Origin of the sequence: Streptomyces sp. NPDC000410 (genome assembly GCF_040300305.1) — a bacterium.
Taxonomy (GTDB): Bacteria; Actinomycetota; Actinomycetes; order Streptomycetales; family Streptomycetaceae; genus Streptomyces.
Genome location: NZ_JBEPDM010000032.1, coordinates 47,258 through 65,538, shown reverse-complemented (window position 1 = coordinate 65,538; position 18,281 = coordinate 47,258). Strand labels below are relative to the sequence as shown.

At 72.6% G+C, this 18,281-nt stretch carries 16 protein-coding genes; 5 read left to right on the top strand and 11 right to left on the bottom strand.

Annotation, left to right across the window (positions count from 1 at the left end; genetic code table 11):
• Positions 1 to 5 precede the first annotated feature (5 nt).
• Together ABT342_RS26565 and ABT342_RS26560 are read left to right on the top strand one after the other, a co-directional pair.
• Positions 6 to 1,163, top strand: coding sequence for an acyl-CoA dehydrogenase family protein (locus ABT342_RS26565; protein WP_351578813.1), 1,158 nt, complete (start codon positions 6 to 8; stop codon positions 1,161 to 1,163).
• Positions 1,164 to 1,177: 14 nt separating this feature from the next.
• Positions 1,178 to 2,020 (top strand): alpha/beta hydrolase family protein, encoded by an 843-nt coding sequence (locus ABT342_RS26560; protein WP_351578810.1) that lies wholly within the window; start codon positions 1,178 to 1,180, stop codon positions 2,018 to 2,020.
• Positions 2,021 to 2,063: 43 nt separating this feature from the next.
• Here ABT342_RS26560 and ABT342_RS26555 read toward each other — a convergent pair whose 3' ends face one another.
• Genes ABT342_RS26555 through ABT342_RS26540 form a run of 4 tightly spaced genes read right to left on the bottom strand, consistent with a single transcriptional unit; the run spans position 2,064 to position 6,833 of the window.
• On the bottom strand, positions 2,064 to 4,814 hold the full coding sequence (locus ABT342_RS26555) for an outer membrane protein assembly factor BamB family protein (RefSeq protein ID WP_351578807.1): 2,751 nt from the start codon (positions 4,812 to 4,814) through the stop codon (positions 2,064 to 2,066).
• Between the two features lie 46 nt (positions 4,815 to 4,860).
• Positions 4,861 to 5,136 (bottom strand): DUF8847 domain-containing protein, encoded by a 276-nt coding sequence (locus tag ABT342_RS26550; protein ID WP_351578804.1) that lies wholly within the window; start codon positions 5,134 to 5,136, stop codon positions 4,861 to 4,863.
• A gap of 10 nt (positions 5,137 to 5,146) precedes the next feature.
• Positions 5,147 to 5,878 carry a TetR/AcrR family transcriptional regulator gene (locus ABT342_RS26545; RefSeq protein ID WP_351578801.1) on the bottom strand — a complete coding sequence of 244 codons (732 nt, stop codon included), beginning with the start codon at positions 5,876 to 5,878 and terminating at the stop codon, positions 5,147 to 5,149.
• 19 nt (positions 5,879 to 5,897) lie between these two features.
• Complete coding sequence (locus ABT342_RS26540) at positions 5,898 to 6,833, bottom strand: AurF N-oxygenase family protein (protein ID WP_351578798.1); 936 nt, start codon at positions 6,831 to 6,833, stop codon at positions 5,898 to 5,900.
• A gap of 136 nt (positions 6,834 to 6,969) precedes the next feature.
• Here ABT342_RS26540 and ABT342_RS26535 point away from each other — a divergent pair, with 136 nt between their 5' ends.
• Together ABT342_RS26535 and ABT342_RS26530 are read left to right on the top strand one after the other, a co-directional pair.
• Positions 6,970 to 8,073: a ferritin-like domain-containing protein gene (locus ABT342_RS26535; RefSeq protein WP_351578795.1), complete on the top strand. Its 1,104-nt coding sequence runs from the start codon at positions 6,970 to 6,972 to the stop codon at positions 8,071 to 8,073.
• Between the two features lie 115 nt (positions 8,074 to 8,188).
• Complete coding sequence (locus ABT342_RS26530; RefSeq protein WP_351578792.1) at positions 8,189 to 8,797, top strand: Uma2 family endonuclease; 609 nt, start codon at positions 8,189 to 8,191, stop codon at positions 8,795 to 8,797.
• 51 nt (positions 8,798 to 8,848) lie between these two features.
• On the opposite strand, the gene ABT342_RS26525 is transcribed toward ABT342_RS26530, so the two are convergent.
• The 6 genes from ABT342_RS26525 to ligD all read right to left on the bottom strand — a co-directional run bounded on the left by ABT342_RS26525 (position 8,849) and on the right by ligD (position 16,311).
• On the bottom strand, positions 8,849 to 10,306 hold the full coding sequence (locus ABT342_RS26525) for a penicillin-binding transpeptidase domain-containing protein (protein WP_351578789.1): 1,458 nt from the start codon (positions 10,304 to 10,306) through the stop codon (positions 8,849 to 8,851).
• Positions 10,303 to 11,691 carry an FtsW/RodA/SpoVE family cell cycle protein gene (locus ABT342_RS26520; protein ID WP_351578787.1) on the bottom strand — a complete coding sequence of 463 codons (1,389 nt, stop codon included), beginning with the start codon at positions 11,689 to 11,691 and terminating at the stop codon, positions 10,303 to 10,305. The genes ABT342_RS26525 and ABT342_RS26520 overlap by 4 nt, the downstream gene beginning before the upstream one ends.
• A 249-nt stretch (positions 11,692 to 11,940) precedes the next feature.
• Positions 11,941 to 13,947 carry a HEAT repeat domain-containing protein gene (locus tag ABT342_RS26515; RefSeq protein WP_351578863.1) on the bottom strand — a complete coding sequence of 669 codons (2,007 nt, stop codon included), beginning with the start codon at positions 13,945 to 13,947 and terminating at the stop codon, positions 11,941 to 11,943.
• 58 nt (positions 13,948 to 14,005) lie between these two features.
• Positions 14,006 to 14,437 (bottom strand): nuclear transport factor 2 family protein, encoded by a 432-nt coding sequence (locus ABT342_RS26510; protein WP_351578784.1) that lies wholly within the window; start codon positions 14,435 to 14,437, stop codon positions 14,006 to 14,008.
• 63 nt (positions 14,438 to 14,500) lie between these two features.
• Positions 14,501 to 15,430 carry an ATP-dependent DNA ligase gene (locus ABT342_RS26505; RefSeq protein WP_351578781.1) on the bottom strand — a complete coding sequence of 310 codons (930 nt, stop codon included), beginning with the start codon at positions 15,428 to 15,430 and terminating at the stop codon, positions 14,501 to 14,503.
• On the bottom strand, positions 15,427 to 16,311 hold the full coding sequence (ligD, locus tag ABT342_RS26500) for a non-homologous end-joining DNA ligase (RefSeq protein WP_351578778.1): 885 nt from the start codon (positions 16,309 to 16,311) through the stop codon (positions 15,427 to 15,429). Before ligD ends, ABT342_RS26505 begins: the two co-directional genes overlap by 4 nt.
• A gap of 49 nt (positions 16,312 to 16,360) precedes the next feature.
• Here ligD and ku point away from each other — a divergent pair, with 49 nt between their 5' ends.
• Positions 16,361 to 17,371 carry a non-homologous end joining protein Ku gene (ku, locus tag ABT342_RS26495; RefSeq protein ID WP_351578775.1) on the top strand — a complete coding sequence of 337 codons (1,011 nt, stop codon included), beginning with the start codon at positions 16,361 to 16,363 and terminating at the stop codon, positions 17,369 to 17,371.
• A 233-nt stretch (positions 17,372 to 17,604) separates the two neighbouring features.
• Here the strand turns inward: ku and ABT342_RS26490 are convergent, their stop codons facing one another.
• Positions 17,605 to 18,219, bottom strand: coding sequence for a TetR/AcrR family transcriptional regulator (locus ABT342_RS26490; protein ID WP_351578772.1), 615 nt, complete (start codon positions 18,217 to 18,219; stop codon positions 17,605 to 17,607).
• Positions 18,220 to 18,281 lie beyond the last annotated feature (62 nt).

Here is an 18,281-nt window from a genome sequence, read left to right as displayed (position 1 = left end):
TCATCGTGGAAGAATCGAACAGCCGACCGGAATGGAAGCGGATCTACCGCACGTTCGCCGAGGAGGTCATGGCGCCGCACGTGCGCCATTTCGACCAGGAGCGGGCCTTCCCCACCCCGATCCACGAAAAGGCGGCGGCCGAGGGAATCCTCAACGCCGCCTTCCCCGAGGAGCTGGGCGGCGCCGGTCTCTCCTACACGGACTTCACCGAGGGTGTCTCCGAGCTCTCGGCGGTCTGCCCGGGGATGACCTGGACGCTGGTGTTCAACCGCGGCGCCCTGCACCCCGTGGTCGCCGCCGGAACCCCGGAGCAGAAGGACCTCTTCGTCACGCAGCTGCTCAAACGGAACGGCTACGGCGCGCTCGGGCTCACCGAGCCCGAGAACGGCTCCAATCTCCTGGCGGCCACGACACGTGCCGTGAAGACGGACTCCGGCTGGCTGCTCAACGGAGCCAAGTGCATGTCAGGGAACGGCACGGTCGCCGACGTGTTCATCGTGCTGGCCAACACGGTGGTGGACTCACGCAAACGCGGTCTGTCGTTCTTCGCCGTACCGCGCGACGCCCCGGGCGTGACCGTCAGCGACGACATCGAGAAGGCGGCCTTCCGCTGCCTGCCCACCCCCTCGGTCACCTTCCAGGACGTGGCCCTCGAGCCGGTCAACCTGATCGGCCGGGCCGGCGACGGCGAGGCGCTGCTGAACGACCTGCTCGCCACGATCCGGATCGGCGGGGCCGCGTGCGGAACGGGCATGGTGGCCGCCATGCTCCGGGACGCCCTGACCTGGGCCGGCGAGCGCCGCGTGTATCCGGACGACCGCCTGGACACCCTGAGCCACGTACAGCTGACGCTCGGGCGGCTGTACGTCGAGCTTGTCGCGGCCCGCAAGCTCGTCAAGGAAGCCACCGGCCTGGCCGACCAGGGGCTGCCGTTCGGGAAGGAGAGCGCCATGGCGAAGTACGCCGCCACGGAGCTCGCCGTCCGCGCCTCGAACGAGATACTGCAGCTGTACGGATGGCGGGGGATCGCCGCCGACTACGGGGTCGAGAAGCGCTGGCGGGACGCCCGCGCCCTCACGATCTTCGAAGGGTCGAGCGAGATCCAGCTGCTGAACGTGTTCCGCGAGATGCGCAGGATGGCCATGAGCGAGGAGGGGCTCTGATTCCGTCCACCGACGTGACCACGCAGACGGTACGGGCAGCCGACGGCACCACGGCCGAGGTCCAGCTCCGGCGAAGACATGACGACCCGTCGGCCCCCGTACTGATCTGCATGCCCGCCATGGGCACCAGGGCCGCCGTCTACACGCCGTTGGCGGACGCCCTCCTCCGGGCGGGCTTCCAGGTGGTCGTCGGTGAACTGAGGGGGCAGGGCACGAGCTCCGTGCGGGTCCGGCGCGGAGTGCGGTACGGCTACCACGAGATCGTGACGTACGACTACCCCGCCCTGTTCCGCGCGGTCGAAGCCGCCTTCCCGGAGGCACCGCGCTACCTCCTGGGGCACAGCCTCGGGGGGCAGCTCGGCGCGCTCTACCTGAGCCGGGAGCCGCACATGGCCGCCGGGGCGATCCTGGTCGGCGCCCCGTCCTGCCACTACCGCGGCTGGCCCTTCCCGAGGAACCTTGGCATGCTCGCGGGATTCCACCTCGCGGCCGCCGTCGCCTCGGTGCTCGGCCATTTCCCCGGCAGGCGCGTGGGCGTGCTGGGCAACGATTCGGCGCAGATCATCCACGACATGGCCACGCAGGTCCGCACGGGCCGGTACCGGGTGCCGTCGTCGGACGTCGACTTCGAAGCCCTGCTGGCGACGATGCCCCTGCCGGTGCTGGCCGTGACCATCGAGGGGGACAACATGGCCCCGCCCGGAGGGGTTCGAGGGCTCTGCGACAAGCTCAGGAGCGCGGAGGTGACGCACTGGGACCTCGTGCTCGACGCCGGTGCGCACCGGAGCCGGCACTACGGCTGGATCCGTGACAACGCCTCACTCGTCGACCGGGTGCGGACGTTCGTGGCCTCGTAACTCGTCGACAGAGTACGGACGTTCGTGGCCTCGTACTCCTGAGTCAGCTCACCGGGAGCGCGTAGAAGGCCCGGCCGCGCTGGACGACCACCGTCGTCCGGCCGGCCGGCAGGGTCCGGTACGGATCGGCGGTGTCCTCGGCCCCTCCCGCGTCCTGGAACTTCCACAGCCGCCGCCCGTCGCCGGTGCCGAACGCCGTGACCTGCGTGCCGTCCGCAGCGAGCAGCGTGCGCCCGCTCGTCGTGACCGTCAGCTCGGGGGTGAGCGTGGTGGCCGGCGCCTGGGTCGAGCGCTTCCAGCGGAACGCGCCGGAGGCGGCGTCGAGCGCGAGCACCGTCTGGGAGGGGCCCGCCGCGTACAGCGCGGTGCCGTGCCGCAGGGGCCGCCCGAGGGGGAGCGTCGTCCCGCCCGGCTGCCGCCAGATCCGGCCGCTCGCCCCGTGCGCCTCCAGTACGCCGCCGAGCGCCGCGAACACCCGGCCTTCCGCGTCCCCGGCCGCCGGGGTGGCCGGGGCGACCGCCGGGATGTACCGCACCCAAAGCGCCTTCCCGGTCGCCCGGTCGAACCCGTTGAAGCGCGCCAGCCCCCTGTCCGCCATGTCCTGGCGTCGCAGCACGACCTCGGTGGGCCGGACGGCGATGAGCTCGTACGCGGCCGCGCGCGGGGCGACGGCGCTCGGGACGAGGGAGCGCCACAGCTCCTTGCGCCGTACGGTGTCGTACGCGACGACGTAGGTCCTGGCCGCCTTCTTGGCGACGGGCGCCGACTCGACGCCGGTGAACCACACCACCTGGCCGGACTGCCCGGCGACCCCCGCCACCGACAGGCCCTGCGCGCCCGGGGCCCGGTGCACGACCTTCCCGTCGGCCGCCGACAGCCACAGGAAGCCGTCCGCGCCCACGACGAACACCAGGCCGGTACCGGCGACGAGCGCCTGCCGTGTCGAGGCGGCGGCCTTCTGCTCCCACGCGCGCCGGCCGGTCCGCAGATCCACGGCCGACGTACCGGCGGCGCCGGTCAGCACGAGCAGCCGCTCCCCGTGGACGGCGACGGCCGACGCCGCCGCCGGATGCTCGTACCTCCACTTCGCGGCGGGCGGTACGCCCGGCACGGCGGCCGGCCGGGGTACCGGCTTCGGCTTCGCCGGGGGCGTCGCCTCGTCGCCCGATACCGCGGCCACGACACCGCCACCGACGAGGAGCCCGGCGGCCCCGGCGGCGATCCCGGTGAGCAGCGTCCTGCGCTCGAACCGGCCGCCCGCCGGGGCGGACGGGGCCGACGCGGCCGGCGGGGCGGCGGGAGGCGCCGCGACCGGGGGCAGCGGCGCGCGGGGCCCCGGGAGGGTCAACTGGGTGGTCGCCCGGTCGCCGCCCTCCCGCAGGGCCCCCCGCAGTCGTGCGATACGCGTCGTGCGGGTGTCCCCCACACCACCGGCGGGCAGCGCCCCGAGCTGCGCGGTCGGCCGGTCGCCGCCCGCGAGGGCCGGGGGAGCGGCGGGCGCTTCCGCGCTTGCGCCGGGCGCGGTGGGCGTGGTGGGCGCGTGTGCGGTGCGGGCCTCCGCGTGCGGCGGAACCACACCCTGCGCGCCCTGGGGCGCCGCCCCGCCGCCGCCCGGGGCCATGGGCGCCGCGTCCCCGGCTCGCGCGGCCGGATCCAGTGCCACGGGGCCCGTATCCGGCACCGCACCGACGGGCGCCGTCCCCGCGTCCCGGGCCGCCGCCCCCGCGGGCACCGCGTCCTCGGTGCGCGTCGACGGTTCTTCTGTCTCCGGGCCCGCGTCCGGTACCGGACCGGCGGTCGCGGTGTCCGCGGGCGCCGGAGTCACGCCCCCCGCGTCCTTGGGCATGGTCCCGGTGTCCTCCGGGTCCCCGCCCCGGACCGGCGGCGTCATCGGGGACACAACGGGCGCCGTCCCCGTCAACGCCCCCTCCACCGCCGTCTCCTGGGCCGTCACCGCAGTGATCAGCGCGGCCGGGAGCCAGCCGTCGCGGGCCAGGGCCGCCGCGCCCTCCAGGGCCAGGTCCGCCGCCACCGTGCCCGCCGAGGGGCGTTCGGCGGGGGACTTGGCCAGACAGCGGGCCACCAGGGCGCGCAATTCCTCGGGGACGGAGTCGAGTTCGGGCTCCGCGTGGGCGATCGCCGCGCCGTCGCCGAGCGGCGTCGTGCCCGTCGCCGCGTACGCCAGCAGCAGTCCGAGGACGAACAGGTCGGACGCCGGGCCCGGCTTCTCGCCCGCGAGCTGCTCCGGGGTGAGGTAGCCGAGCCGTACCGACAACTGCCCGTCCGGACCGGCCTGGGCGGACGCCGCCGCGCCCAGCGCGCCGTACGCCGTCAGCCGCGGCCCGTCGGCCGCGAGCACGACGGTGTCGGGCGTGAGCCCGTGCAGCACCGACCCGGTCGCGTGCACCCGGGACAGCGTCTCGGCCAGGCCCGCACCCAGTATCCGCACCGTGCGCTCCGGCAGCGGGCCGGTCAGCGCGATCGCCTCGGACAGCGTGAGCGAGGGGAGATAGGGGTACGCGGTCCACAGCTCGCCGCCGTCCGCGTCCGCCCGGGAGGCGAGCGGGGCCTCCACCCAGCCGCCGGCCAGCCGCTCGGCGGTGCGGTCCTCCTGCTGGAAACGCCGCCGGAACGCGGGCAGCGCCGCCAGTTCGGCCCGGGGCACGATGACGACGACGGCGGCGCCGTCCGCGTCGCGGGCCAGGTACCGTACGGAACTCGCCGTCTCCCGCAGCCGCGCCAGCGTCGTGTACGGCCCGATCTCGCGAGGGTCGTCCTGCTGAAGCGGCCCCATGAGTCCCCCTAGGTCTTCCCCGGTCACGGTCGACAGACGAACGATCTTATGGGGAGCCCTTCCGCTTCGACCAGGGCCACCGGATCTGGCGGCGCTCCCGGCCGTCCGGGACGTACTCGTACTTCCAGCCGCGCGGCAGCCCGAGCCGCTTGGTGTGCCCGGACGGGACGCGGCGGTACGCGTACACGGTGGGCGGTCCGCCGTCGGCGTCCGGCACCGGTACCTCGTACCACTGCGGGGGATTGCCGGTGGGGCCGACGAGCACGGGCAGGGTCCGCCCGTCCAGGGGGCCGCCGACGAACGGGGTGTTCTCGCTTCTCACCCGTCCAGTGTCACAGCAGGTGCCCGGCGTCGCCCACGACGGGGACCACCCGGCGGGCGAGCGTCCCGACCGGCCCCGCAGCGGTCTCCAGGGCCAGCAGGCTCCTGACGACCCCCGCCGTCTCCCGGTCCGTGGCCGCCGTCGCCGCCAGCAGGGCGACGAGGTGGTCGACGAGCCAGTCCCGAAGCTCGCCCGCGGCCGGCCGCTTCTCCTCGTCCAGCCAGATCAGCGAGGCCGCCTCGACGGCGGCGATCCAGGTGCGCACCATCATGCGCAGCCGCGCGCCCGGTTCCGGGAGGCCGAGGTGGACCAGGATCTGCTCGGCCGCGGCGCGCCGCACCTCGTCGACGATCGCGGTGGTACGGGACGTCTCGGCGACGCTCCCGCCGCGCATGAGCGCGCTGAACCCGGCGTCGTGCTCGTCGACGAAGGCGAGGTAGCGGTCCAGGACCCGGCCGAGGCGCTCGGTCGGCGGGCCGGACGGCGGCTCGGCGAAGCACAGCACGAGCGCGTCGGCGGAGCTGCGCAGGGCGGCCTCGTACAACTGCGGCTTCCCGCCGGGGAAGTACCGGTACACGAGCGGCCGCGAGACCCCGGCGGCCTCGGCCACATCGTCCAGCGACACGTCCTCGGGGGCCCGGTGCGCGAACAGCGTGAGGGCGGAGCGGAGCAGCTGGCCGCGGCGCTCCTCGACGCTGAGGCGCCGGTAGGCGCGGTTCGTTGCGGGGACAGTCGAGGTCATGCCCCGCAGCGTAACCGCCTCACGCGAGCAGCCCGGAGCTCTTCCACAGCCTGCGCCCGGGGCCCCTCAGCACGCCGATGTCGTCCAGGAAGTCCGTCAGCCGCCTCGCGCCCGACTGCATCACCTCCCGCCGGTGGCCGCTCGCCCGCACCTGGGCCACCGCCTCCCTCCGGTCCAGGCCGACGTTCTCGTACACCCGGGGGTTCACGAAGCAGACGGAGAAGACCCGCGCCGCCTCGCCGCAGCTGATCCGGGTGAACTCCTGTTCCCACCGGGGCGCGGTCACCATCTGGCGGCGCAGTTCCTCCCGCGCGTACCGCACATGGCGTGCCTCCTCCACCACGTGGATCCGCGTCACGCCGCGCACCAGGCTCTGGACGCGCTCGTCCGGGAACGTGAGGCGCTGCATCCAGTCGAGGATCTCCTCGCCGAGCAGTGTGGCGGCGAAGGAACCGGGCGTGGTCGACACGGTCTTCAGGACGCGCGCCAGGTTGTGGTAGAGCCGCGGTACGGGGTAGGTGGGCGCGCCGCCCTTCTGGATCATCTTCGCGAACATCATCGAGTGGCGGCACTCGTCCGCTATCTCGGTGAGCGCGTAGCGCACATGATTGCTGGTCACCGACTTGTCGTAGATGTGCCGGACCAGCAGCTGCATCAGGATGATCTCGAACCAGATCCCCAGCGACGCGAGCGACGCGGCCTCGTGCCGCGCCAGGTCCATCCGCTGCTCCTCGGACATCTTGCGCCACAGCGGGGTGTCGTACAGGGAGACCAGTTCCGGCGGCCAGAACCACTTGCCCTCCTCGACCGGGGCCTCCCAGTCGAGTTCCTTGTCCGGGTCGAAGGAGTGCTTGGCGGAGGACTCGAGCAGGCGTGCGGCGACCTGTTCGCGGTCCCGCAGTGGGCCGAGGGCGTCGCTGAGGACGGTCAGGTCGCGTTCGGTCACAGTCGTCATGGCCTTATGAGACTGCGTGTCAGTAAGCTCGTCAATCCCCCGCGCGTCACTTGTTGACTCAACGTCTAGCAGCGAGTACATCTGCTGAAAGGTCGTCAGTTGAGCTCGTCACCCGATTGAGCCGAAGGAAACGCCCGTGCCGACACGTGACCTCTACACCCACACCCCCGACGATCCCATCTGGTCCGTCCCCGCCTCCGGCGCGGCCCGGTTCAGCTGGGACTACGACGAAGGCCGCGACCGCCTGCTCGCCCTCTACCAGAAGGGCAAGGACAAGCAGTGGGACGGTGCCAAGCGGATCGACTGGGACCTGGAGGTGGACCCGTGCGACGCGCTCGGCACGCCTGACGAGGCCCTCAGCCTCTACGGCACCCGTCACTGGGCCAAGATGACCGAGAAGGACAAGGGCGAGCTGCGCCGGCACTTCTCCTCCTGGCAGTTCAGCCAGTTCCTGCACGGCGAGCAGGGCGCGATGGTGTGCGCGGCGCGGATCGTCGAATCGGTCCCCGACCTCGACGCGAAGTTCTACTCCGCCACCCAGACCATGGACGAGGCCCGGCACGCCGAGATCTTCGCCCGCTTCCTGCACGAGAAGGTCGGGATGCTCTACCCGATCAACGACAGCCTCCAGGGCCTGCTCGGCGACACCCTGCGCGACTCCCGCTGGGACATGCCCTACCTCGGCATGCAGGTGCTCATCGAGGGCCTCGCGCTGGCCGCCTTCGGGATGATCCGCGACACGACGCCCAAGCCGCTGCCCCGGCAGATCCTCGCGTACGTCATGCAGGACGAGGCCCGGCACGTGGCCTTCGGGCGGATGGCGCTGCGCGACTACTACAAGCAGCTCACGGACGCGGAACTGCGCGAGCGCGAGGAATTCGTCATCGAGGGCTGCTACCTGATGCGCGACCGCATCCGTGGCATGGAGGTGCTGGAGAACTTCGGCATCCCGCGGCAGGAGGCCCACGAGTACCTGGAGAAGTCCGAGTTCCTCCACCTCTTCAGGAAGCTCCTGTTCAGCCGCATCGTGCCGTGCGTGAAGGACATCGGCCTGTGGGGCCGGCGGCTTCAGCAGGCATACGTCGACATGGGTGTCCTCGAACTCGGCGACGCGGATCTGGATCTCCTGATGAGCCAGGACGAGGAGGTCGCCGAACAGCTCGACCACGAGCGTTTCGCGGCGGAGGAGGAGCGGCGGGCGGCGGAGGTCGAGGAGGCGATCGCGCAGGGCGGGAACTGAGCGCCGCGGAGGGGTGCCGCCCGTTCGGCTGGTGATCACTCGTTCGGAGGATGCTCCCGGGATTCCGCTGGGTACGCTGGTTCTGCCAGGCAGACTCCGTCGCATGGGAGCAAGCATGAGCGCCGCACGCGAGTACGGGCTGGACGACGAGTACGCATGGCCGCGCCCGCCCGCCGGTGGTTGGACGGCGGACGACCTCGACGAGCTTCCGAATCTCCCTCCGCATACGGAGCTGATCGACGGGAGCCTCGTCTTCGTGAGTCCGCAGACAACCTTTCACATGCGCACAGTCCGTCTGTTGGACACATCTCTGTTCGACCGGGCGCCGGACGAGTTCGACGTGTACCGGGAGTTCACCGTCACGCTCGGAGACCGCAACCGCCTGGAGCCGGACGTCCTGGTGACCCGCGCCGGTGCCGACACCGGCCCCAAGCGGACCCGGCTTCTGCCTGAGGACGTCATCCTGGTCGTCGAGGTCGTCTCCGAGGAATCCGTGGAACGCGACCGGGACGCGAAGCCTCGCAAGTACGCTCAGGCAGGCATCCGGCACTTCTGGCGAGTGGAGGAGAGCGACGGCCTGCCCGTCGTGTACGTCTACGAGCTCGACCCGGCGACCAGGTCGTACGCCCCGACCGGCATCTTCCACAAGCAGCTCAAGCTCGACCGCCCCTTCCCCATCGACATCGACCTGACCGCGATCGACCGGCGCGGGCCGCAGGCCTGATCCTGCCCTGGAAACCGGGTGGACCGGACCGGCGCCCACATCCTGGTGGCGTCAGTCCCGCAGCGCCGCCACCATCACCGCCCGCGCGATCGGCGCCGCGTCCCCGCCGCCGCTGATCTCCGCCCGGTTCGCCTCCGCGTCCTCCACGACCACCGCCACCGCCACCTCGGCCCGCCCCGCGTCGCGTGCCTGCGCCCAGGCGATGAACCAGGCGTACGGAGTGCCGGTGTTGCCGACGCCGTGCTGCGCGGTGCCGGTCTTCCCGCCCACCACCACGCCCTTGATCGCGGCCCGCCGCCCCGTGCCCTTCTCCACCGCCGCGATCATCATCCGCCGCAGGTCCAGCGCGGTGGCGGGATTCACCGCCCGCCGGTACGACCGCCCGGACGTCTGCCGCACGAGATCGCCGTCCCACGTCGTGGTCCGGTCCACCAGATAGGGGTATGCCAGCTCCCCGCCGTTGGCGACGGCCGCCGCCACCATCGCCATCTGAAGAGGGGTCGCCGCCGTGTCGAACTGGCCGATGGACGACAGCGCCAGCTGGTCCACGCTCATCCGCCGGTCGAAATTCGAGGGCGCCACCCAGGCCGGGATCCGCAGCGCGTCGTCGTTGAAGCCGAACCTCTCGGCCGTCTCCACCATCCGTGCCCGCCCCACCTTCACCCCCAGGTTCGCCATCACGGTGTTGCAGGAGAATCTGACGGCGTACACGAGCGAGGCATTCTTGCAGCCCTTCACCGGGTTGGGGAGCCTCGTGCGGGTGCCCGGCAGCACATAGGGGTCGGGCGTGTCCGTGCGGGCGTCGGGATCGGTGACGACGCGCGCCTCCAGCGCGGCGGCCGCCGTCACGATCTTGAAGGCGGAACCGGGCGGATAGGTCTGCCGGATGGCCCGGTTGAGCATCGGCCGGCTCGCCGCCCCGCCCAGCCGCTTCCAGGCGGCGGTGACGGACGGGTCGTTCCCGGAGAGCAGCCCGGGGTCGTACGACGGGCTGCTGACCAGCGCCAGGATCTTCCCGGTCGACGGTTCGATCGCGGCGACCGCGCCACGCCGGCCGGCGAGCCCGGCGTACGCGGTCCGCTGCAAGGAGGCGTCGATTGTGGTGACGACCCGGCCGCCGGGCGGCAGGGAGCCGGTGAACTCGCTCCAGAAGGGGAGCGGGGCGAGCATCGGATGCGTACCGGACAGGACCGCGTCCTCGGCGTTCTCCAGGAGCGTGGTGCCGTAGAGCTGCGAGGAGTAGCCGGTGACGGGGGCGTACAGGGGGCCGTCGCGGTACGTGCGCTCGTAGCGCAGCTGCTGGCCGGTGTCCTTGGAGCCGGTGACCGGCTTGCCGCTCACCACGATGTGCCCGCGCGGGTCGGCGTAACGGGCGATCTCGGGGCGCCGGTTGGCGGGGCTGTTGTTGAAGTCGTGGGCCTGGAGCACCTGGACGCGTACGGCGTTGACGAACAGCGCGGCCAGCAGGACCAGACAGAGCCCGGCGGCGCGCCGGATGTACCGGGTCATCGCGTCTCCACCTCGAACGCGACCGTTCCGCCGGCCTCGATGGTCTCGATGTGCTCGGGGTGCGGGGCGCGGGCCGAGTCGCTGACCCGGATGAGCAGGGCCACGATGATCCAGTTGGTGACGACGGACGAACCGCCCTGCGCCAGGAACGGCATGGCCATACCGGTGAGCGGGATCAGCCCCGTGACGCCGCCGGCGATGACGAAGGCCTGGACGGCGAGGATCGTGGCGAGGCCGGCGGCGAGGAGGCGGCCGAAGGCGTCGCGCAGAGCGAGCGCGGCCTGGTAGCCGCGGGCGACCAGGAGTGCGTAGAGGAGGAAGACGGCCGTCAGTCCGGCCAGCCCCAGCTCCTCGCCCGCGGTCGCGAGGATGAAGTCGGACTTGGCGGCGAACCCGATGAGCATGGAGTGGCCCGCGCCCAGCCCGGTCCCGAAGATGCCGCCGGCGGCGAACGAGAACAGGGACTGGGCCAGCTGGCCGGGGCCGTCGCCGGCGCGGATGGAGGCGAACGGATCGAGCCAGTCCTCCACCCGGCTGTGCACATGGGGTTCCAGGGCGCCGACGGCGAACGCCCCGACGGCGGCGAGCAGAAGTCCCACCGCGATCCAGCCGGTCCTCCCCGTCGCCACGTAGAGCATGATCACGAAGAGGCCGAAGAAGAGCAGCGAGGTCCCGAGGTCCCGCTCCAGGATCAGCACGCCGACACTGAGCAGCCAGATCGCGACGATCGGCCCGAGCACCCGGCCGGTGGGGAACTGGAGCCTCCAGATCCGGCGGCCCGTGTACGCGAGGGCGCCCTGGTTGGCGGCGAGATAGGCGGCGAAGAAGACGGCGAGCAGGATCTTGGCGAACTCGCCCGGCTGGAAGGAGAACGCGCCGATCCGGATCCAGATCCGCGCGCCGTTCACCGCCGTGAAGAAGATCGGCACGATCATCAGGGCGAGCGCGGCGGCGACCGAGAGGTACGCGTACCGCTGTACGAGCCGGTGGTCCCGGATCAGCACGACGACCGCGATGAACAGCGCCACGCCGAGCGTCGACCAGATGAGCTGGGCGGGCGCCGCCCGGTCGGCCGGGGTCTCCAGATCGAGCCGGTAGATCAGCACCAGGCCCAGCCCGTTGAGGAGCACCGCGATCGGCAGGAGCAGTGGATCCGCGTACGGGGCCCGCAACCGCACGGCCACATGCGCGAGCAGCGCGAGCATCCCGAGGCCCGCCCCGTACCCGACGACATCGGGCGGAACCGCGCCGCTGCGGGCGAGCCCGACGTCGACGTACCCGTAGACGGAGATGAGGACGGCGCCGACGAGGAGGGAGAACTCGACACCTCGCTGTTTCGACACGGGCGGCGGTGCGGGTGCCGGTGCCGTTGCTGTCCTGGGCATGGCACGCAACGTAGCAAGTGGCGGTCTTATGTCCCTTTATCTGCGACTTTGACGCGCACAATCCGCCTTGGCGGCGTGCCTGGGCCGCACAACCAGCCTCGCCGGCGTTTGAGGCGCGGGGTCCGGGGCGGAGCCCCGGCGGGGGTTCGGGGGCGGAGCCCCCGCAGACGGGGGCTGGGGCGGAGCCCCAGTTTCGGGAAGGGGCGGGTAGGGGACAAAGCCCGCCGCAGGCGCCACCACCCGCACCGGTCACCCACTCGCGCGGCCGGCGCCTTGCGCTGCGAGCGCCTTCCGGCACAGCGCCAGCAGCCGCTCGTCCTGCTCGATGTCGTGCCCCCCGGACCCGCCCTCCAGCACGTTGTGCCGCCGCTGCCGCGAAAGCTCCGCCCGCAGCAGGGGCCCCGCCTCCACCGCCCCGCCGCCCATCTCCGCGAGGCACTCGGCCACCTCGACCCGCCCGTACCGGTTCTCCTCCCACGCCGTGAGCAGCAGTGGGAGCGCCTCCCGCACCTCACCCGTCACCCGCCACAGCGCAACCGCCGCGTCCATCCGCAGCCAGCTCTCGGGTGCGGTGAGCAGCTCCCGCAACGCGTCCGCCGCGTCCGCCGCGGGTCTCCCGAGGAAGCCCAGCGCGGCCGCGGCCGAACGGCGCTCGTCGGGCCCGTCGGCCGCGAGCCGCTCGCGCAGCACCGGCAGCACGGCGTCCACGTCGCCCGCGATCGCCCACAGCGCGCGGGCGGCGGCCGTCGCGACCGTCGCCGACGGGCTCCGGACCAGCCCGCGCAGCTCCGGCACGGCCTCCCGCGCAGCGGGCCCGAAGGCGGCGAGCGCCCGCAGTGCGGACTCGGTCACCCACTCGCCGCCCCGCTCCGGAGCGCCGCGCAGCACCCGGAGCACCTCGGGCAGCGCCTCGGCGGCCCGCAGTTCGGCGAGCCCGTGCAGCAGCGGCGCGGCCCGGTCGTAGAGCGCGTCGTCCAGCTCGATCTCGCCGAGCCGGCGCCGTAGCAGCGGAGCGAGCGGTGCCGCTCCGGCGCCGAGGTACGGCACCGCGAAGACCACCTCACGCGGTAACTCCGGCTGCTCCAGCGCCTCGGCGAGCGCCGGTACGGCCCGGGGGTCACCGAGCCGCGCCAGCGCGATCAGCGCCCGTCCGGGCCCCCCGGGCCGAGGGCGCTCGCGGCCCGCGTCCGCCTCGTCCCGGCAGACCTGGTCGGCGAGCGCGTCCGCCGCGGGCAGCGCGAGCCCGAAGAGGCTCTCCAGCAGGCTCGCCGCGGCGTCCCGCAGCCGCGGTTCCGGCGCGCCGAGCTGCGCCCCGACGTGCCGCACCAGCTCCTCGTACGGACCGCGCCAGGTGCGCATCAGGCCGTGGCACATCCACACCGCGTCGGCGCGCCGCCCCGGATCGGCGCTGCCGAGCTGCCCGATGAGCAGCTCGGCCCGGTCCTCGATCCGGTCGCCGAGCGCGGAGTGCAGGGTGCGCAGCAGGTCGTCGGCCCACGGGGCCCCGTCTCCTTGCGGTACGCCGTCCCCGTCCGTGGCCCGCAGCAGGAACGTCGCCGTCGTCGCGACGTTCCCAGGAAGCCGCCCCGGCGCACAGCGCGCCAACTGCGCCAGGGCGGACAGCCGCAGGCCCGGCGCACGGGGCGGGGCGACGAGCCCGGCCAGCCACTCCGCCGCCTCCTCCCGCAGGGAGGCGTGCCGCAGGGCCATCCTGCCCACCGCCTCGACCAGGGCGAGCCGCACCTCCGTGTCCGGCTCCGCGTCCAGCCGGTCCCGCAGCAGGGCGAACACCCGTGGCGGCTCGCCGTGCAGCATCGCCAGCGCGCACGGCGCCGCCAGCCGCACCCCGCGGTCCTCGTCCGCGACCAGCGCCAGGAACGCGTCCGCCCCGGCGCCGACCGCGGCCGCCGCCATCGCGAAGTTGGCCGCCTCCTCCTCGAACTCCTCCTCGTCGGGGCCGGGTTCGTCGTCGCCGTCCAGCTCGATGCCCCCGATACTGGTGAGCAACTCCACGATGGCGCCCCGGTCCTGGACCTCGGGGCTGGCGACGAGCTCCAGCAGGAACGGGATGCAGGCCAGCGTCGAGTCGTACACGTCGCCCTGGTGGTGCACCGCGGCGTACATCCCGTCCAGCGCGCCCTCCCGCTCGGCCGGATCCGCCGAGGCCAGCCCGTGAAGGAGCTCCGGGACATCGTCCGCCGGACCGTAGGCATGCCTCAGCGAGGCCCAGTCGACCTCGTCGATCCCCGTGAACACGCTGATCCCTCCCGCGAGCAGGTACTTGGGGAGAGTGTGCACCAGGACCACGTGGGCGTCAGCGCAGGTTGTCCCCCCAGCCGCCCTGGAGCATGGTCTGGAACGACCACTTCCCGTCCTGCTTGATCAGGATGTCGGCGTACCGCAGCTCCTGGGTGGCGCCGCCCATGGTCATGGTCGAGTCGGTGAAGACCACCACCATGGCGGACGTGAGGAACACGGGCGTACGCACCGAGGTGAAGCTGATGTCCTCGGAACCGTCCCCCATGACGTGGGTCATGGTCGCCACGAACTGTTCACGATCCCACTGGGCCGAGGCGCCGTTGCCCGAGCTGTCGTCGCTCACCAGGTTGAGCGGGAAGACCGCCATGTCGGCCATCCGCTCGATGTCGCGGCGGCCGCTGGCCGCGTCGTACTCGGCGAACCACTCCTCGATGCTCGCGAGCTCGCCGGGGGTGGGGGTGTAGCCGGTGTCGGGCAACTGGGGCACGTGCACTCCTTGTCAAACTTGACTACTTGATGACAGTGAGAGTAATCCCCTTCCTCTCGCTAGTCAAACTTGATTAATGACATCGTCCCGAATCCGTAGGACCGTCACCACCGTGTGTCGCGTCGTCCCCTGCTCGACCTCCGCCGTGAGCCCGGCCCGCACCGTGCGGTACGGGACCTCGCCCACCCCGACCGCCATCGCCACGCCCTCCGACTCCCAGGGCTCCCCGGGGGCTGCGGTCCCGAGGCCCGCCAGCAGGGCGCCCGCCTGTGTGCGCAGCGCGGGTGGCAGGGGGCTGGAGACGGCCGGGGTGTCGTCGTCCGGCAGCACCAGCACCAGTGCGGCGGGCCGCCCGGCCGGGCCGGTGAAGCCGACGACCGCAGCGTCCCGGACGTCGGTGTGCCGCAGCTTGCGCCAGTCGCGCGCACCGGCCCGGTACGGCCCGCTCAGCCGTTTGATCACCAGCCCCTCGACCCCGGCGGCGGGGAGCGTCTCGTACCAGGTCGCGGCCAGCTCCGGGTCCGTCGTCATCGGCACCGGCTGGAGGGGCGGGCCGAGCGGACCGAGCAGTTCCACGAGCCGCTCCCTGCGTCGCTCGTACGGCGCCGGGCGCAGGTCCTCGCCGTCCGCCGCGAGCAGATCGAAGGCCGCGTACGAGGCGGGCAGCCTGCGGGCGAGGAGCGTCGCCCGAGCCGCCGTGGCGGCCGCCCGGCGCTGTACGGCGGCGAAGTCGATCCGCCCGCCGGTCCAGATCACGACCTCCCCGTCGAGCACCGTGCCCTCCGGCAGCGCGAGCGCCGCCTCCGCCAGATCGGGGAAGGCGGCGGTGACGATCCGCCCCGAGCGGGCCTGGAGGACAGGCTTCCCGTGCGCGTGGAAGATCACCATCCGGTGGCCGTCGAACTTCGGTTCGTACGCCAGGCCCGCTCCGCGCGGCAGCCGCGCCACCGTCCCGGCGAGCGCCACCTTCACCGGCGGGCGCGGCACGCTCATGGCAGGGTGCCCGCGAGGGCGGGGTCGAAGAGCGATTCGAGCAGATCCCCGTACCGCTCCAGCCGCTCCGTCATGTCGCCGAGCCGGAACATCAGCCTTTCGGGGGAGTCGCAGTCCTCGATCTCCTCCCACGTGACGGGTGCGGACACGGTCGGCTCGGGCCGGGCGCGCAGCGTGTAGGGGGTCGCGGTGGTCTTGGCCGCGGAGTTCTGGCTGTGGTCGACGAAGACCTTCCCCGGGCGCAGCGCGCGGGTCATCCGGTGCACCACCAGGCCCGCGAGCTCCGCCTCGGCCGCCACGGCCAGGGCCTTCGCGTAGGCCGACACCTCCCGCGACGGCGTCGGCTCCAGCGGGACCAGCAGATGCAGCCCTTTGGAGCCGGACGTCTTCGCGTACGCCTCCAGGCCGTCGGCGGCGAGCCGCTCGCGCAGCCACAGGGCCACCTCGCAGCACTCCACGACGGTGGCGGGCGGCCCGGGGTCGAGGTCGAGGACCATCCGGTCGGCCCTGGCCGGCTCGGCCACCCGCCACTGCGGAGTGTGAAACTCCACCACCAGGTTCGCCGCCCACATCAGCGACGGCAGGTCCTGTACGACGACCTGCTCCCCGCTCTCCCGGGAGGAGCGCGGCACCTCGGCGACGCGCACCCAGGAGGGGGTGCCCGGGGGCGGGTTCTTGGTGAAGAACCGCTGGCCGTCCGGGCCGTCCGGGTAGCGCAGGAAGGACAGCGGGCGGTCGTGGAGGTGGGCGAGCAGCGGGTCGGCGGTGAGGGCGTAGTAGTGCAGCACCTCGCCCTTGGTGGTCCCGGTCGCCGGGTAGAGGACCTTGTCCAGATTGCTGAGCGTCAGGCGCCGCCCGTCCACCTCTGTGATGGGCGTCATACGATGAGAATCCCACGAATCGCCTCGAACCCGGATGAAAGGGATGGACGTGCGATCCATTTGGAACGGCGCGATCTCCTTCGGGCTGGTCAGCATCCCGATCAAGCTGGTGAACGCCACGGAGAGCCGGTCGGTCTCCTTCCGGCAGGTCCACACCGCCGACATGGGCCGGATCCGCTATCGCAAGATCTGCGAGCTCGACGACGAGGAAGTGCCGACCGAGGAGATCGGCAAGGCCTACGAGGACGCGGACGGCACGATGATCCCGATCACGGACGAGGACCTCGCGTCGCTGCCGCTGCCGACCGCGAAGACGATCGAGATCGTCAGCTTCGTGCCGACCGCGCAGATCGATCCGCTCCAGATGGACGCCGCGTACTACCTCGCCGCGAACGGGGTGCCCGCGGCGAAGCCGTACACCCTGCTGCGCGAGGCGCTCAAGCGGAGCGAGAAGGTCGCGGTCGCCAAGTTCGCCCTGCGCGGTCGTGAGCGGCTCGGCATGCTGCGCGTCGTCGACGACGTGATCGCCATGCACGCGCTCCTGTGGCCGGACGAGATCCGCGCGACGGAGGGCATCGCCCCGGAGACGGAGGTCAAGATCCGCGACGCCGAACTCGACCTGGCGGACGCGCTGATGGACACGCTCGGCGACATCGACCTCGACTCGTTGCACGACGACTACCGCGAGGCGGTCGAGCAGATGATCGCCGCCAAGGCGGAGGGCGTCGAACCGGCCCCCGAGGCGGCCCCGGCCGCGGCGGGCGGCAGGGTGATCGACCTGATGGCCGCCCTGGAGAGCAGCGTCCGAGCGGCGAAGGAGGCCCGCGGCGGCGAGCCGGCCGCCGAACAGCCCGCGGAGGTCACGGAACTCAAGCCCCGCAAGCGGGCCCCGGCCAAGGCGACGGCCAAGGCGTCGCCGAAGGAGACGGGCGCGAAGAAGTCCACGTCGACGGCGAAGAAGACGGCGGCGGCGAAGTCGACGAAGTCGGCTTCGGCCAAGTCCACGACGAAGAAGACGACGGCGAAGAAGACCACCCCCCGCAAACGCGCCTCCGCTTGACCGGGGTGCGGGGGGCCTGCGGGGGCTCCGCCCCCGAACCCCCGCGCCTCAATCTCCCCCTACGCCCTAGCGGGCGTGGGGGGACCCCCAGCGGGGCTCCAAAGGAGCCCGTCCGGCGTTTGAGGACACGGCCGAAGGCCGTACGGGGGTCTGGGGGCTTGCCCCCCAGTTCGGGAAGGGGCGGGGCGGGGACAGAAGCCCGCCGCAGGCGCCCCACCCCCACCCGCCCCGCCCTACCCCCGCCGCAGCAACACGTCCAGCACTGAGCCCAGGTACCCCGCCCGCTCCTCGCCCCCCGGCACCGCCTCGGGCACCGCGTGGGTGAGTTGGGTGTGGCCCAGGTAGCTCGTGTACGCGAGGAGCCCCCGGCGGCGGGCCTCCGCCGCCGGGAAGCCGAGTTCCTCGAAGAGCGCGGCCACGTACGACACCCGCCGGTCGGTCACCCGGCGCAGCACCGCCGCCACCACCGGGTGGTCCGCGGTGGCCAGGAGGGAGACCTCCAGGGGGTCCTCCGCCGCCGACTCCGTAGCCTCGGCGAAGAGCAGTCGCAGCCGCCGCTCCGGGTCCGGTTCCCGCTCGACCGCCGTGATGATCTCCTCGGTGCAGATCTCCTCCCAGCGCGCCAGCGCGGCCTCGATCAGTGCCTCACGGTTCGTGAAGTGCCAGTAGAAGCTGCCCTTGGTCGCCCCGAGACGTGCCGCCAGCGGTTCCACCGCCACCGCGGCCAGCCCTCGCTCGCCGATCGCCGTGAGTGCCGCGTCCGCCCAGTCCTGTGCGGTGAGCCGAGGCCGGGATCCGGGTCGAGCGTCGGGCCGGGAGGAGTCACGTCGGGAGTCAGGTCGGGGCATGAGAGCAACCATACGGTACCGTATGGAAAAACATACGCTCCCGTATGGAGGACGGAGGTGCG